Genomic DNA, 14,661 nt, shown 5'->3' on the forward strand with positions numbered 1-14,661 from the left:
CCGATGGTCCGACTGACCGCTGCGGAAGCTCCCTTTCCGGACCGGGGGTGGTCGCGTCCGCGGCGCAGCAGCGGCCGGCGGCTCTCCCGGCGCGGCGGCCCCGAGCGGCGCGGCGCGCCGGTGCGGCGGAACAGCGGTTCCCGCACGGTGTCGGCGTCGTGCGCGGGCCCGTCGTGGGCGGATGCGCGGGCGTCGGTGCGGTGTCGGCGGGGCATGGGGGGGCTTCCGGACGGCGAGGCAGTGATTATGACGACTGTTATAAACCTACCGCCCCGGGCACCCGGATGCGGCTCCGGGCGGACCGCACCGGTCAGGGGTCGTCGGCCAGCAGCGGCACGGAGCGCACCGACCTCCCCTCGGCGTCCAGGATGCGGCCGAGCAGCTTGACCGGCCGCAGGACGATCGACCTGTCCTCGATCCGCAGCGCGGGCAGCACCCGCCGCATCCGCCGTTCGAGGTCGTGGGCCTCCGCGGCCGAGTGCAGCCACGCGTCGACTACGACGTTGTAGGGGCCGGCGACGAGGCTGCAGGCCCGGACCCCCGGCAGCGTGCGGATCCGCCCTTCGGCGTTCTCCAGTTCGTCGACGTCCAGCGAGCCGAAGTAGACGGCGGCGACCGGACGCCCGGACAGGTGCCGGGAGGCATCGCACCGCAGGATGACCAGTCCCGTCTCCTCCAGCCGCGCCAGGCGGCGCCGCACGGCGACGGGTCCCAGGCCGACCTGTTCGGCGAGCCGCTCGAAGCGCATCCGGCCGTCGGCGCTCAGCGCTCGGACGATGCGGCGGTCGGGCTCCTGCAGGGCGGCGCCCGAGTCCGGCCGGCTGCCGGCGCGGGTGTGCAGCCGGGTGCGCTGCTCCGAGTCCAGGGCGCCCTCGCGCCAGCGGCTGCCCTCCAGGGCCGACCGCGTCATGAGGTGGCTGCGCATGTCCGTCAGGCCCGGGACCCGTCCCACCCGGTCGAGCAGGTAGTCCGACAGCGCGCCGAGGTCGGGGGCCTGCGCCAGCACGAGCACGTCGCGCGCGCCGGCCGTCAGCTTGACGGTGGCCGCCTCGACGTCGCCGGCCAGGACGCCGGCCACCTCGCCCGACCGCCCCGGCGCGCAGCTGATCTCCACCAGGGCGCAGGTCGGCGTCGCACCGCCGGCCGGGTGGGCGGTGACCCACGCCGCCCCTGCGGACTGCATCCGCGACCAGCGCCGGCCGACAGTCGCCGGGTCGATCCCCAGCACCGGCGCCAGCTCCCGCCAGCTCGCGCGCGGAGCCGACCGCACGGCGTCCACCACGGCGACGTCGAGTTCGTCGAAGTCCGGTTCTCCCATGTTCGGCGACAGCACCTTTCATGCACAGACAGCGCGATTTCGACGAGAACATGCAACTTCGGCGTTCTCATGCGAGATCACCGTAGCGTCACGACGGTCAGAACGAGATCGCTGCGGAACAGGACCTGTCATGGAGATCGACAGCAGTGCGGCGCTGCGCGTGCACAACGTCCGGCTCGTCGACGGACTCGGTTCGGCGGTCGTGGCCGACGCCGTGCTCGACGCCGGCGCCGACGGCCGGATCGCCTACGCCGGCCCCGCGAGCGGGGCGCCCGCCCCCTCCCCGGACGTCCGCTCCGTCGACGGCCGGGGAGGGACCCTGCTGCCCGGGTTCTTCGACTGCCACGTGCACCTGGGCATGCCCTCGGACCGGTCGATCGTGGACGAGGCGCTCATGACGAGCCCCGCCCTGCGCACGCTGCAGACGGCCGAGCGGCTGCGCCGCACCCTGGACGCCGGGATCACGTCGGCGCGCGATCTGGGCGCGCTTCCCGCCGGGTTCCGCGACGCGGTCGGCAGCGGACTCGTCGCCGGCCCGCGCCTGCAGACGTCCGTGGGCATCATCAGCCACACCGGCGGACACGCCGACACCACCCTGCCCGGCGGGGTCGACCTCGGCTTCGACTTCTGCGCACTGGCCGACGACGCGGACGAGGTGCGCCTGGCCGCGCGCCGGCTGCTGCGCGCCGGCGCCGACCTGGTCAAGATCTGCACCAGCGGCGGCATGAGCAGCGCGGGCGACGACCCCGACGACGAGGACCTGCTCGAGGAGGAGGTCGCCGCGGCCGTGGACGAGGCGCGCCGGCACCGCGGGCGCGCGGTCGCCGCACACGCCCAGGGCGGGGCGGGCGTCCTCGCCGCGATCCGCGGCGGCGCCGCCTCCGTCGAGCACGGCTTCGGCATCGACGAGCAGGGCTGCGACCTGCTCGGCGAGCGCGGGGCGGTCCTCGTGCCGACCCTGGCCACCGTCTTCGAGCCGCTGGACGCGGCCACGGGCCCGCCGTGGCGCTACGAGAAGAAGATGCGGTGGAACGAGCGCACCAAGGAGAACATCGCCGCGGCGATCGGGCGGAAGGTGACCGTCGCCATGGGCACCGACGCCGGGATCTCCGCCCACGGCAGGAACCTCGCCGAGCTGGCCCACCTGGTGGAGCTGGGCATGGCCCCGATGGAGGCGATCCGCGCCGCGACCTCCACCAGCGCGCGCCTGCTGGGGGTCGAGGACCGGCTGGGCGCCCTGCGGCCGGGCATGCTCGCCGACGTCGTCGTCTGCGCGGGCGACCCGCTGCGCGACATCGGCGTCCTGGCCGAGCCGGACAACATCGTCCTGGTCGCCCAGCAGGGAGTCGTCCGCAAGTCCGCACTTCCGCCACCCGGGACCGGCTCCACCGGCCGTGAGGGCGCACCCCCTCCGGCACCGGCCGCCGCTCCCGGCGCCGGCGATTCCCGATGACCCCCTCGCCCCCGAGCGGGCGCCCGGCCGCGCCCTCCCGGGCCGGCTGCCGCTCCCGCACCCGCCGCCGTGCACCGAAAGCCGGAAGGACACCATGACCGACGCATCCGACACCGACGTCCTCATCATCGGAGCCGGGCCCACCGGCCTGACCCTGGCCTGCGACCTCGCCCGCCGCGGCGTCGACCACCGCGTCGTCGAGCGGGACCCCGAGCCAAACCGCGCCACCCGGGCCAAGACCGTCCAGCCCCGGTCCCTCGAAGTGCTCGACGACCTCGGCGCCGTCGACCACGTCCTGCGGCACGGGGTCGCCCGGCTGCCCATGCGGTTCCACGAACCCTCCGGAGCGGTCGTGGACAAGCCGTCGATCTCGGTCCGGGCCGACGACGCGTTCCGCACGCCCTACCCCGACGCGCTGTGGATCGGCCAGTTCGACGTCGAGCACGCATTGCGGCACCGGCTCGCGGAGCTCGGCACAAGCGTCGAGTTCGGCCGCGAGGCCGTCGGACTCGACCAGGACGGCGACGGTGCCACCGTCACCCTGGCAGCCCCCGACGGCGAGCGGACCGTCCGCGCCCGCTTCGTCGTGGCCGCCGACGGCGGCAGGAGCGGCACCCGCAGGCTCGTCGGCCTCCCCCTGGTCGGCAGGACCGGCGAACGGCAGCGCTGGTACCTCGGCGACGTCACCGGCCCCGACCTCGACCGCGACCGCATGCACATCTGGCCCTCCGAACACGGCATGCTGGGCCTCACCCCGCTCGGCGCCCGCCTGTGGCAGTTCCAGAGCCCCATCCTGCCCGGCCAGGAGGCGCACACCCCCTCCCTGGAGCTCTACCAGCGGCTGTTCGACGAACGCGCCGGAGCGGGAGCCGTGGCGCTGGACAACGCGAGCTGGCTGTCGGTCTACCAGGTCAACGCCCGCATGGTGGAGCGGTACCGCCAGGGCCGCGTCCTGCTCGCCGGCGACGCCGCCCACGTGCACTCCGCCGCCGGGGGCCAGGGCATGAACACCGGCATCCAGGACGCCTACAACCTCGGCTGGAAGATCACCAGCGTCCTCGACGGCGCGCGCACTGCCCTGCTGGACACCTACGGCGCCGAACGCATGCCGGTCGCCCGCACCGTGCTGGAGATGAGCGCGGACAAGATGACGCGGACCCTGGAACAAGTCGATCGGGGCAGTGCGGACGGCCTGAGCTCGGCCCTGGCCGGGATCGGTGAAGGCGGCCGGAACAGCGGACTGGGGATCCACTACCGAGCGAGCCCGCTCGTCTACCGCGAAGGCGAGCAGCCCGCCTCCGGACCGGCGCCCGGCGACCGGGCTCCCAACGCGAGAGGGCTGGAGGGCGCAGACTTCAGCGGCGACCTCTTCGACCTCCTGCGCGGGCCGCACTGGTCCCTGATCGCCTACGAGCACACCCGGCCGGTGATCTTCGACAACGCCAAACCGACCCACATGCACGTGCACCGCATCGGGCCGGGGCCGGACAGCGCCATCGTCGACGCCGAGGGCGACTTCCAGCGCGCCTACCGGCCCCGCCGCGGCGAGCTCATCCTCATCAGGACCGACGGCCACATCATCGCCCGAATCCCCGCGAGCCGGGAGGCGGCCCTCATCGAGCACCTGGCTCCGTTCCGGTCGAGCGGCAACCGAGTCCGGCCCTACTAGGCCGCGCCCGCGGCACTCCCCCAGGGGAGCCGCCGCCTGTCCGCGGCGTACCAGACACCACGAGACGCACCCAGACACCACGAAAGGGCCCCATGCACGACAGCAGCACCACCGGCACCGAACCGGCCGGCGGCGGTCGGCACACGCGCTGGAACGCGCTGCTCGCCGTCCAGGCGGCCGTGCTGGTCACGGTGAACTTCATGGCCGACACGGCCATCGGCGCGCCGCTGGTCGTCCTCTCCCGGATGCTCGACCACTTCGACACCGACCAGGCGGCCTGGCTCAACGCCAGCGCCATGCTGGCGGGGGCGATGTGGGCGCCGCTGCTCGGCAAGAGCGCCGACGTCCACGGGAAGCGGAAGGTGCTGGGGGTGACACTGCTCATCAGCTGCGCCGGCGCCCTCGCGTGCGCGGCCGCGCCCAACATCTGGGTGTTCATCGTCGGGCGCATGCTGCACGGCGCGGCCGTGGCGGCCATGTTCCTCACGGTGGCGCTCGTCCGCGACATCTGCGCCTCCCGCATCGGCATGGTCGTCGTCGGCGTCGTGACCTCCGGTTCCGCGGTCCTCAGCATCGCCGACTCCTTCTTCGTCGAGGCGCTGGCCGCGCAGTTCGGGTTCCGGAGCCTGTTCCTGCTGTCGGCGGGCCTCGCCCTGGGCACGGCGGTCTGCGTGCGCTTCCTCATCCCCGAGTCCCGGATCAGGACGCCGGGCCGGATCGACTTCTCCGGGGCCCTGCTGCTCGGCGGCGGCCTGGTGATGGCGCTCAGCTACATCAGCCTGGGATCGCAGCTCGGCTGGTTCGCCCCCGGCCCACTCGCCCTGCTCGGCGGAGGTACGGCAGCACTGGCCCGGTGGTTCCTGGTTTCGAGCCGCAAGCCCGAACCCGTGATCGACGTCAGGAACCTCGGCGGGCCCCTCGTGCTCACGCTGCTGGTGGTCGTCCTGGGGACGGGCGCATACCAGAGCATGCTGCAGCTCGTCTCCATCGTCGCCGACGTGCCGGCCGCTCTGGGGCTCGGGTACGGGCTCGCCGACCAGGGGTCGCTGGCAATGGTGCTCGCCGTGCCGGCGGTCGGGATCATGGTCGGCGGACCCGTGGCCGGAGCGCTCGCGACACGCATCGGACCCGCCCCGGCACTGGCCGCCGGCGTGGCGCTCGGAACGGTGGGGACCGTGGGGATGTTCCTCGGCGCCTCCGTGTTCGCCGCGGCGGTGTTCTTCGTCTTCTTGCTGGGTCTGGCGGCGGGCGCGCTGGTGACCTCCGGCTTCAACATGGCGGGAGCCCTGGCACCCGCCGACCGCCAGGGCGGGGTGTCCAGCCTGGTCATGGTCATGGTGGCGATCGGCTCGGTGGTGCTGAACTTCGTGGGCGCGGCGGTGCTCGAGTCCACCGACGTGGTCGTCGGCGGGTCCACGGAGAACTCGGCCGCGGGGGTGTCGGCCTACATCGCCGTCGCGCTCGGCGCGTTCGCTGCAGCCGGGGTGCTGGCCGTCGTGGTGGTGCGGCGGCGGGCCGCGGCACGCGCCGAGGACGGGGCCAGCGCGTGAGCCTCCCGCCCGCCGGCCGACGGTGCCGGCCGCCGATGAGCAGGGGCGGAAAACGCCGCGGGTACGGGTGCGAATAGCGGAGTCGGCGGAACAGATTATGCCGAAGAATCGGAATCGTCCCGATTCGGCGCAACCATTGTCCAACTAGTGCCCAACCTCGGACTCCTAGCGTTTTCTCTGCCGGATCAAGTCGAACACCTCGAAGGGAAGGTGTCATCTTGCTTGGCAGAAAAACACGGGTTCTCGGTGCGGCGGGATTCATGGTGGCGGCCGGCGTGGTTTCGGCGCCGAGCGCGTTCGCCTCCACCCCGGATACAGCGCCCGTCTCGCCGATGACGGCGGCGCCCGGAGAGGTGCGCATGTGGGAGGACCCCGACTTCACCGGGTCGCTGTACGTCCAGACCACGCGCGGTCAGTGTCCGCCCGAGGGGTGCGACATCGACGGGTGGGACGGCGACAACGAGATTTCGTCCGTTATCAACGAGACCGGTTGCACCATCCGCCTCTGGGACCTGGACGGGTTCGCCGGCGGATATGTGGACCTCGGCCCCGGCCGCTGGGGCAATCTGGAGCGGCAGGGCTTCGACAACAAGGCGGAGAGCTACACGTACTACTGCTGAGGTGAATGTGCGGTGCGGGACGGGTGATATGCCGTCACCCGTCCCGTCCGCCCGTTCCGGCTCGGGGCGCGCCGGCTGCAGCTCACCAGCGCAGCAGGACCAGGTCGGCGGAGAACCCGGGCCCGAGGGCCATCAGCAGGCCGGGCTCGCCCTCGGGCGGGCGGCGGTCGGCGATCGTCTCCTCCAGCACGTCGAGCACCGACACCGACGACAGGTTGCCCAGCCGCCTGAGCGAGCGCCAGGTGAGGTCCAGCTCGCCGTGGTGGAGGCCGAGAACGTCGCTGATCCTCTCGATGACCTTGGGGCCGCCGGGGTGGCACACCCACGAGGACACCTCCTTCGGCGAGAGGCCGTGGTCGCCGAGGAACGAGGCGACGTCGTCGGCGAGGACGGCCTCCACCTGGTCCGCCAGATCGGCGGCCAGGATCGTGCGGAAACCGTGCTCGCCGATGTCCCAGCCCATCAGGCGTTCCGTGTCGGGGTAGAGCTTGCTGCGGGAGGCCACGACCCGGGGGCCGTCCCAGGCCCTGTCCCCGCGCTCGGCCGCCTGCTCCCCCAGCGCCACCACGGCCGCGGCCCCGTCGCCGAACAGTCCGCTGGCCACCAGGTTGGCGGTGGAGGTGTCGTCGCGCTGCAAGGTCAGCGAGCAGAGTTCGACGCACACGAGCACCGCCGCCTGCTCCGGCCGGCCGCGCAGGTAGTCGTGCAGCTGCCCCAGGCCGGCGGCGCCTCCGGAGCAGCCCAGCCCGAACACGGGGACGCGTCTGACGTCGGGGCGCAGCCCGACGCGCTGGGCCAGGCGGACGTCGAGGGTCGGGGTGGCCACGCCGGTGGAGGAGCACACGATGATCTGGTCCACCTCGTCCGCGTCCGTCCGGGCCCGCGCGAGGGCCTCCCGCATCGCGCGTTCGCCGAGGTCGAGCGCGTTGTCGATGAAGGCGTCGTTGGCGGTGCCGAAGTCGTCCAGGTCGCGGTAGGCCTCGACCGGCCACACCAGCGGCCGCCCGGCGACCCGGGTGGCGGCGTGGAACCGGCGCAGAAGGCGCTCGTCGGCCTGTGTCCACCGCGCGACCGCGTCGGTGATCTCCTCTTGGCTGTAGTAGTGCTCCGGCAGCACGGTTCGTACGGCCGCGACACGCATCATCGCTCCCAGGTCTGTTCGGGGCCCTCGACGTCGCCCCGCCGCGCCACCGGGCCCGCTACCCCGAATACCCCTGCGCTAAGGGGGGGCATATCGGCGCTCGGCCGCGTCGGCGCGGAACGGTCCGTGTCGCGCACCCGTTGTCAGCCCCGGTCCACCTCGACGCGGAGGATCCGGTCGTCGCCCGGACGCGGGTCGGTACCGCCCCAGGTGGCGCGGTCGGTGTTCGACGTGATGAGCCAGAGGGCGCCGTCCGGGGCGGCTTCGACGGTGCGGATGCGGCCGTGGTCGCCGGCGAGGTGGTCGATCGGTTCGGCGGTCGCGGCGCCGCCCTCGACGGGAAGCTGCCAGAGCCGCCGGCCGCCCAGGGCGCCGATCCACAGCGATCCCTCGGCGAAGGCGACGCCGGAGGGGCTGGCGTCGTCGGGGCGGAGGGTGGCGATCGGAGCCTCCCCCGTGGATCCCGCGATGCCCTCGGTCTCCGGCCATCCGTAGTCGGCGCCCGCGCGGAGGACGTTGACCTCGTCCCAGGTGCGGTGGCCGAGTTCGGAGGCGTAGGGCGTGCCGTCGGGCCCGAACGCGATCCCCTGGACGTTGCGGTGGCCGCTGGAGTAGATCGGCGACGCCGGATCGGGGTTGTCGCCGGGGATCGAGCCGTCGAGGGCGATGCGCAGGATCTTCCCGTTGAGCGAGTCGCCGGTGGCGGCGTTCTCGGGTTCGAACGCGTCACCCGTCCCGATCCACAGGTGCCCGTCGGGCCCGACGACGAGACGGCCGCCGTGGTGGCGGTCGGCGGTCTGGATGCCGTCGAGCAGCACCCGGTCGACGGTCAGGGAGCCGTAGTCGTCGGCCACGGTGAGTGCGACGACGCGGTTCTGGTCCTGCCCGGAGACGGAGGCGAAGACGGTGCGGTCGTCCGCGAAGCCGGGGGAGGCGACGATGCCGAGCAGGCCCCCTTCCGAGGTCACCTCCACGTCGGGGACGGCGCCGACCGTGCGCGGATCGCCCCCTTCCGGGGGGACGCGCAGGATCTCACCGCTGATGCGCTCGGACACGAGCGCCGATCCGTCCGGGAGGAAGGTGAGCCCCCAGGGCGCCTCCAGCCCCGTCGTCAGCTCCTCCGGCTCGCCGAGGTCGGCGACCGCGCCGGCCGGGGCGGTGCCGGCGGCTGCGGAGGGGGAGGGAACCGCCACGCGACCGTCCGGCGCGCCGGAGCACCCGCTCGCCGCGACGGCGACCGACGCCGCGAGGATCGCTGCGCGCGATAGCGATCGCGCGCCCGCGGCCGTCCGCCCTGTCCCGTGGCCGCTCATCGCTTGAGCTCCAACGTCTCGGCGAAGCCGAGGCGCCGGACGAAGGCCTCGCGCGTCAGGTCGCTGAAGGCCATGACGTGGTCGGCCCCCGCACGGGCGGCGTCCACCACGGACCGGAACGGCCTGCCTCCGGCGGGAAGGGCCAGGACGCGCCGGATCTCCTCGGCCACCTCCTGCGGGTCGGCGGTCGTCCCCGGCTCGAAGAGCCGCTCGTGCGCTTCGTGGGTCCGTTCGACGAGCGGGTCCAGCTCGGCGTACTGGGCGGCCACGTTCTCGTCGGTGGCCCTCGACGCGTTGGGGAAGTGCTGCGTGCCCTGCGTGATCGCCCCCGGCATGACGATCGAGGTCGCGATGCCGAACTGCGACGCCTCGTAGGAGGTCACGACGGCGAGCGCGTCGAACGCCGCCTTGGAGGCCACATAGGGGCCGAGGAAGGGCGGGGTGGTCACGAGGATGGTGCTGCCGACGTAGACGAGCGTTCCCGAGCGGCGCCGGCGCATGTGCGGCAGGACCGCGCGGTTCACCCGGTGCGCCCCGATCGCGTTGACGTCGAGCAGGTGGGCGATGTCGTCGTCGGTGAACGCCTCGACGTACCCGATGGACAGGTGCCCGGCGTTGTGCACGACGACGTCGATCGCGCCCGTCTCGCCGACGATGCGCTCCACGGCGCTGTCGGCCGAGGCCTGGGACGTCACGTCGAGTTCGGCGACGTGCAGGTCGCGGTCGTGCGACCGGGCGCGGGCCCGGAGCTCGGCCGCGGCGGCGGCGTTGCGGTCGCCGGGGTCGCGCATCGTCGCGTAGACGGTGTGGCCTGCCGCGGCGAGGGTCTCGGCGGTCACGCGCCCGATGCCGGTGGCGGCACCGGTGATCACTGCGATGGACATCTTCGGTTCCCTTCCTTCTGGCGGGTCCCTTCAGGCGGCTCCGCGCTGACGTGGCGGATCCGTCCGCTCACCCGGCGCGCGGGGCCCTGCGAGGAACGCGCCGGTCTCGGCGATTCCTCGGCGGAGCCGAGCCGTCCCGGCGGGCCCGAGGGGGCGATCGGCCTGCCGGCGCTGACGAGCGCGAGCCGCGCTGTGCTGTGGGCCGTCATCCGATCCTCCGCTACGATATGGACTAGTTGTTCACATACGACGATACGCAGAAATGCACAGTCTGTCCATAAGTGGGGTGGCGATGTCCGAAAGCTCTGCCGTGCAACGGGGCCGGGGCCGTCGGCCGGCCGCGGAGGTGCGCGCCGACGTGCTCACCGCAGCCGGGCGCATTCTGCTGCGAGACGGCATGCAGGCGGTCAGGTTCGACCGCGTGGCGGCGGAAGCGGGGGCCAGCAAGACGACCCTCTACAAGTGGTGGCCGTCGCCGGGTGCGCTCGCGGCCGAGGCGTACTTCGCCCAGAGCCGGCGGTTGCTGGACTTTCCCGACACCGGTGATGTGCGCGCCGACCTGGTCGCCCAGCTCCGCTCGTTCGTGCGCTGGCTGAAGGACGACGGCGCGGAGAAGCCCCTGTCTGAGCTCATCGGCGCCGCCCAGATGGACGAGAGCCTCGCCCAGGCCTGGTCGGAGAGTTACGCGCTGCCTCGGCGCGAACTCGCGCGCCAGCGTCTGCGCATCGCTCGGCGGCAGGGCCAGCTGCGCGAGGACGCGGACCTCGACATCATCGTGGACCAGCTGTGGGGCGCCTGCTACCACCGGCTGCTCGTGCTCAGGGTGCCCTTCGACGAGTCCATCGCCGAGCGCCTGGTCGACCAGGCGCTCCACGGGGCGGCCCCGCGCGGAGCGGGCCGCCCGGAGCCGGCCGCCACCGACCGCGGCGCCGGCCGAGGGCCGGCGGGCGGCGCCCCCTGCGGGGCGTCGCGCGGTCGGGGCCGGTGCGGGGCCGCGGCGACGGGCACCGCCGGGCGGGCGGCCTCCCCGCGGCGCGGAGTACCTACTCCGGTGCGTCGCCCCAGAGCAGGTCGGAGATCCGGGTCACCGTGGCCTGCATGTGCTGCAGTGCGTCGGGGATGCGGTCACGGCCGAACCGGTAGCGCGGTCCGTCGACGGTGAGGATGGCGGCGAGGTTGCCCGAGGAGTCGCGCACCGGACGCGACAGCGAGAGCAGGCCCTCCTCGAACTCGTTGTCGATCACCGAGTAGCCCTGCTCCCGGACCTCGCCGAGTTCCTTCAGAAGCGCATCGCGGTCGGTGATGGTTCGGGGCGCGAAGGACTCGAGCTTCTCCGGAAGGAGCGAGGTGACCTTGTCCTGCGGCATCTCCGCCAGCAGCACCTTGCCGGTCGAGCTCGCGTGCAGCGGGAAGTGCCGGCCCACCTGCTTGCCCATCGCGACGCCGACCAGGTGTGCGCTGTCGGCCTGGGCGATCAGCTCCAGGCCGTCGTCGCCCACGGTGACCGACATCGTCACCGTCTCGCCGAGTTCGGCGGCGAGGTCGTCCAGCAGGGGATGGACCCGCTTCACGAGCCCTGAGTAAGGGTCGGCGATCTTGCCGAGCCGCGCCAGTTCCCAGCCGAGGATGTAGTTGTTGTCCACCCGGTCGACGAAGCCGTTCTGCTCCAGGCTGTGGAGGAGCCGAAACGCCGTGGGGCGGGCGATGCGCGTCGCGGCGGCCAGGGTCGTCGCCGTCGCGCCGTTCGGATGCCTGGCGAGTTCCCGAAGCAGGCGGACGGCTTTGACCACGGACTTGTTGGTCATGTCCGCCGGTTCGGGTGAGTCGCCCATGGGTTGGTCCTCCAGCTTGTCCTCGCCCGCTTATTGCGGGACGCATTGCAGTTGCCACTGTATCGGGAGGACCAGGGACGACGTGTTGCGAGCGCGTCACCGGTGGTGGCTCCGTCCTCTGCGGCACCGCACGCCGGTCCCGCCTGCGGCGTGTGCCTGCGCGGCCGAACCGATCGCCTTTCCGAGCGCCGCCGGCGGAAAAGGCCGCCGGTGTGATTTCCTCGAGTGCGCAGGAGAATGGACGGGAATGCATCGTCTGCCCCGCGGAATTCGCCGTGAATGGAGCGGTCAATTCCCCTGTTTCGCACGGCCGCGAAAGCGCCGCTTTCGCGGCCGCCCGGGCGGGCATCCCTCGGGCCGCGGCCCGAGGGGCCCGGGCCGGGGGCGGGTTCGGCGCCGCCGCCGGCGCTGGCAGCGCGCGGACCTCCGCGGACCCGGTGTCTCCGGGCCGGGCGGAGGTGCGGACCGTGGCGGCGAGGCCGCCGGGGAGCCGCACCGGCACCCGGTGAAGCTCCTCCCGGGAGGGGTACTCGACGACGGTGGCCGTCGGGCCGAGCGTCGTCTCCAGCAGGGGACGCCTGGTCGGCAGGTCGCGCGCGTGCGCCCGGAGCGGTGTCGCGCCGGCGGCGGGCACGTCGTCCGCGGCGGCGTCGAACCCACCGTGGAGCGGACCTCCACTCCCGGTGCGGCGGCCGCACCGCGGCGAGCAGGGCGTCCCGCTCGGAGTCGAGCGCGGCGGCGCGCGTGGCGGGTGCGAGGGCCCGGTCGAGCCTCCTGGGCACCGGTTTCGGCTGCGGGCAGGTTCTCGATGGCGGCCAGGACGGTGGTCTGGCCCTGTCGTCAGGTACGGGGCGGCTCGGTCGCGCCAGTCGTCCGACCGGCCGCGGCGGCGACGTCGGCGGCCGTGCGCAGGCCGCTCTCGATCGCGCCGTCGATGAACCCGGGCCACAGGTCGGCGTGGTCGCTTCCGGCGAAGTGCACGACGCCTTCGGCGCTGCGCTGCCGGTCCCGGTGGCGGGTGAGCTGGTGGGGGCGGTGGATGAGCCAGGTCTCCCCGGAGCGCGGGTCGGCCATCCAGTCGTGCCCGGTGACCTCGAGGACCTCCAGGTCGTCCCGCCAGACGCGGAGGGCCTTCTGGACCGCGTCGCGATCGTGGGGGGAGATCCGCCGCGAGTCCGCCCCGAAGGAGACCAGGACGGCGTCGTCCTCCCCGAGGAACTCGGTGCGCACGACGGACAGCGGGTGGTGCGCGGAGGAGTAGGCGAAGAAGGGGGCGACCGGGCCGCGCACCCGGATCCACACCTTCACGCCCTGGGACGCGGTCCTCTCCCGGCCGGCGGCGAGCTTGTCCTCCGGGAGCGCGGGGGACAGGGCCAGGTCCGGGAGGATGTTCTGCGGCAGCGTCACGACGACCCGCTCCGCCGCGATCTCGGCGCCGCCCGCGGTGGTGACCACCGCCCCGCCGGGGCCGTGGCCGATCCGCTCGACGGGGCAGGAGGTGCGGATGTCGGCGCGGGTTTCGGCGGCGATCGCCGAGACCAGGGCGCGGGTACCGCCGGCCAGTCGGAACACGGCCGAGGCCTCGTGCATCAGGTGCCAGGACCCGGCGGTGGCCGCGGTCCACCGCAGGGCGCTGCTGAAGCCGGCCTGGTCCAGTGGGGCGTTGAGGTGGCCGACCCAGGCGGCCTCGTTGGCGTTGCGCTCCTCCACGGGCAGGTCGAGCTCGTCCAGCTTCTCCTGCACGGTGGCGCCGTCGAGGGCGCCGATCCCGGGCGCCGCGGTCGGCATGTCCGGCCGGGGGATCGCTCGCATCGTCCCGGCCATGAGGCGGCGCATGCCCGGGTCGATGAGCTCCATGAACGCGTCGAGCGAGCCCGTGCGCACCTCGTCTCCGGCCAGCCAGTAGGCCTCTTCGGGGCGCGGCCCGCGTGTGACGGGCAGCCCGTGGCGGGTGATCTCCGCCCAGACGTGCGGCTGCACCCAGTGCACCCACGTGCCGCCGATCTCCAGGGGGCGGCCGAGGCGCTCGTCGGTCCACACGCGCCCGCCCAGGCGCTCGCGGGCCTCCAACACGGTGACGCGCAGCCCGCTCCGGCCCAGTTCGCGCGCCGCGACCAGGCCGGCGATCCCGGCCCCGACGATGACGACGTCGGTCTTCTCCTGCATGGCGTGCCTCTCTCGGATGCTTCGGCTCCCGGTGCCGAAGCCGACGGAGGCGGGCCTTCGGCTCCGGGCGGCCGCGCGACCGGCGGCCCGCGGACGGGCGTCTGCCCGTCGAAGGCGAAGGAGGGGAACGAACCGTCGATCGTCGGCGGGAGGTCCGGACGACGCACCCGGAACCGGGATTCAGCTGCACATATTGACGTTCAATATACGGACGTATTGTTCAGTTTAAGGAGTCGTAGTCGAGGCCGTCAAGGCGTGGTTCTCGCGGTTCGCGGGAGAGGGCGTACCGATGAGGCGGTTTGCGGCTGCTGTCCTTGGCCGCGATGGTCGTCACAGTGTCGCAGTAATTGGACGCAGCGTTCTGTATGAGAACAGGAACAACAGTGCGCCATGGGCGGAGAGAGATCGATGCCCCTGCCGAGCACCGACGAAGCCGCCGCGGCCCTGCCCCCGGCTGCAGGGCTCTCCGCCTGTGAGGCGCGGCTTACACCCCACCCTGTGGGGTCCGACAGCCGTGCCGCGGGCGCCGGTACGGCGCCGCCCGAGCGGCGTGCGCTCCTGAGCACCGCGTTCATTACTGGTTCTGGACACGCCAAAACTGGACGGTACGGGCGTGGGTCGGTGGGAGTGCGCGTTCCGGCCCGCGGCGGAGTGCGCGGCCCTGCTCGGTGGTGTGCTGCGGCCGTTGCAAGGCGGCGGCTGCGGCCCTCGCGCC

General features: G+C 73.3%; 11 protein-coding genes. 5 read left to right on the forward strand and 6 right to left on the reverse strand.

Features of this window, described 5'->3' with window-relative positions; genetic code table 11:
- Positions 1-310 precede the first annotated feature (310 nt).
- Positions 311-1,318, reverse strand: a complete 1,008-nt coding sequence (locus tag ABEA15_RS00715) for an Lrp/AsnC family transcriptional regulator (RefSeq protein WP_345554992.1) — start codon at positions 1,316-1,318, stop codon at positions 311-313.
- Between the two features lie 130 nt (positions 1,319-1,448).
- Between ABEA15_RS00715 and ABEA15_RS00720 the strand changes: the two genes are divergently transcribed.
- From ABEA15_RS00720 to ABEA15_RS00735, 4 genes are all read left to right on the forward strand, one after another.
- Positions 1,449-2,771: a metal-dependent hydrolase family protein gene (locus ABEA15_RS00720; RefSeq protein ID WP_345554993.1), complete on the forward strand. Its 1,323-nt coding sequence runs from the start codon at positions 1,449-1,451 to the stop codon at positions 2,769-2,771.
- A 94-nt stretch (positions 2,772-2,865) separates the two neighbouring features.
- Positions 2,866-4,440, forward strand: coding sequence for an FAD-dependent oxidoreductase (locus ABEA15_RS00725; RefSeq protein ID WP_345554994.1), 1,575 nt, complete (start codon positions 2,866-2,868; stop codon positions 4,438-4,440).
- A 92-nt stretch (positions 4,441-4,532) separates the two neighbouring features.
- On the forward strand, positions 4,533-5,990 hold the full coding sequence (locus ABEA15_RS00730; RefSeq protein WP_344140143.1) for an MFS transporter: 1,458 nt from the start codon (positions 4,533-4,535) through the stop codon (positions 5,988-5,990).
- Positions 5,991-6,208: 218 nt separating this feature from the next.
- On the forward strand, positions 6,209-6,610 hold the full coding sequence (locus ABEA15_RS00735; RefSeq protein ID WP_345554995.1) for a peptidase inhibitor family I36 protein: 402 nt from the start codon (positions 6,209-6,211) through the stop codon (positions 6,608-6,610).
- An 82-nt stretch (positions 6,611-6,692) separates the two neighbouring features.
- Here the strand turns inward: ABEA15_RS00735 and ABEA15_RS00740 are convergent, their stop codons facing one another.
- The 3 genes from ABEA15_RS00740 to ABEA15_RS00750 all read right to left on the reverse strand — a co-directional run bounded on the left by ABEA15_RS00740 (position 6,693) and on the right by ABEA15_RS00750 (position 9,948).
- Positions 6,693-7,754 (reverse strand): type III polyketide synthase, encoded by a 1,062-nt coding sequence (locus ABEA15_RS00740; protein WP_344140138.1) that lies wholly within the window; start codon positions 7,752-7,754, stop codon positions 6,693-6,695.
- 140 nt (positions 7,755-7,894) lie between these two features.
- A complete protein-coding gene (locus tag ABEA15_RS00745; protein WP_345554996.1) occupies positions 7,895-8,944 on the reverse strand; it encodes a PQQ-dependent sugar dehydrogenase in 1,050 nt (349 codons plus the stop codon).
- Positions 8,945-9,060: 116 nt separating this feature from the next.
- On the reverse strand, positions 9,061-9,948 hold the full coding sequence (locus ABEA15_RS00750) for an SDR family NAD(P)-dependent oxidoreductase (protein WP_345554997.1): 888 nt from the start codon (positions 9,946-9,948) through the stop codon (positions 9,061-9,063).
- 358 nt (positions 9,949-10,306) lie between these two features.
- On the opposite strand from ABEA15_RS00750, the gene ABEA15_RS00755 reads away from it, so the two are divergent.
- Positions 10,307-11,110, forward strand: coding sequence for a TetR/AcrR family transcriptional regulator (locus ABEA15_RS00755; protein WP_345554998.1), 804 nt, complete (start codon positions 10,307-10,309; stop codon positions 11,108-11,110).
- On the opposite strand, the gene ABEA15_RS00760 is transcribed toward ABEA15_RS00755, so the two are convergent.
- Both ABEA15_RS00760 and ABEA15_RS00765 read right to left on the reverse strand, forming a co-directional pair.
- Positions 10,992-11,780, reverse strand: coding sequence for an IclR family transcriptional regulator (locus tag ABEA15_RS00760; protein WP_344140130.1), 789 nt, complete (start codon positions 11,778-11,780; stop codon positions 10,992-10,994). The genes ABEA15_RS00755 and ABEA15_RS00760 overlap by 119 nt on opposite strands.
- A gap of 840 nt (positions 11,781-12,620) precedes the next feature.
- On the reverse strand, positions 12,621-13,946 hold the full coding sequence (locus tag ABEA15_RS00765; protein ID WP_344140128.1) for a flavin monoamine oxidase family protein: 1,326 nt from the start codon (positions 13,944-13,946) through the stop codon (positions 12,621-12,623).
- Positions 13,947-14,661: the final 715 nt, after the last annotated feature.

The organism is Streptomonospora halophila, assembly GCF_039542725.1.
GTDB lineage: Bacteria > Actinomycetota > Actinomycetes > Streptosporangiales > Streptosporangiaceae > Streptomonospora > Streptomonospora halophila.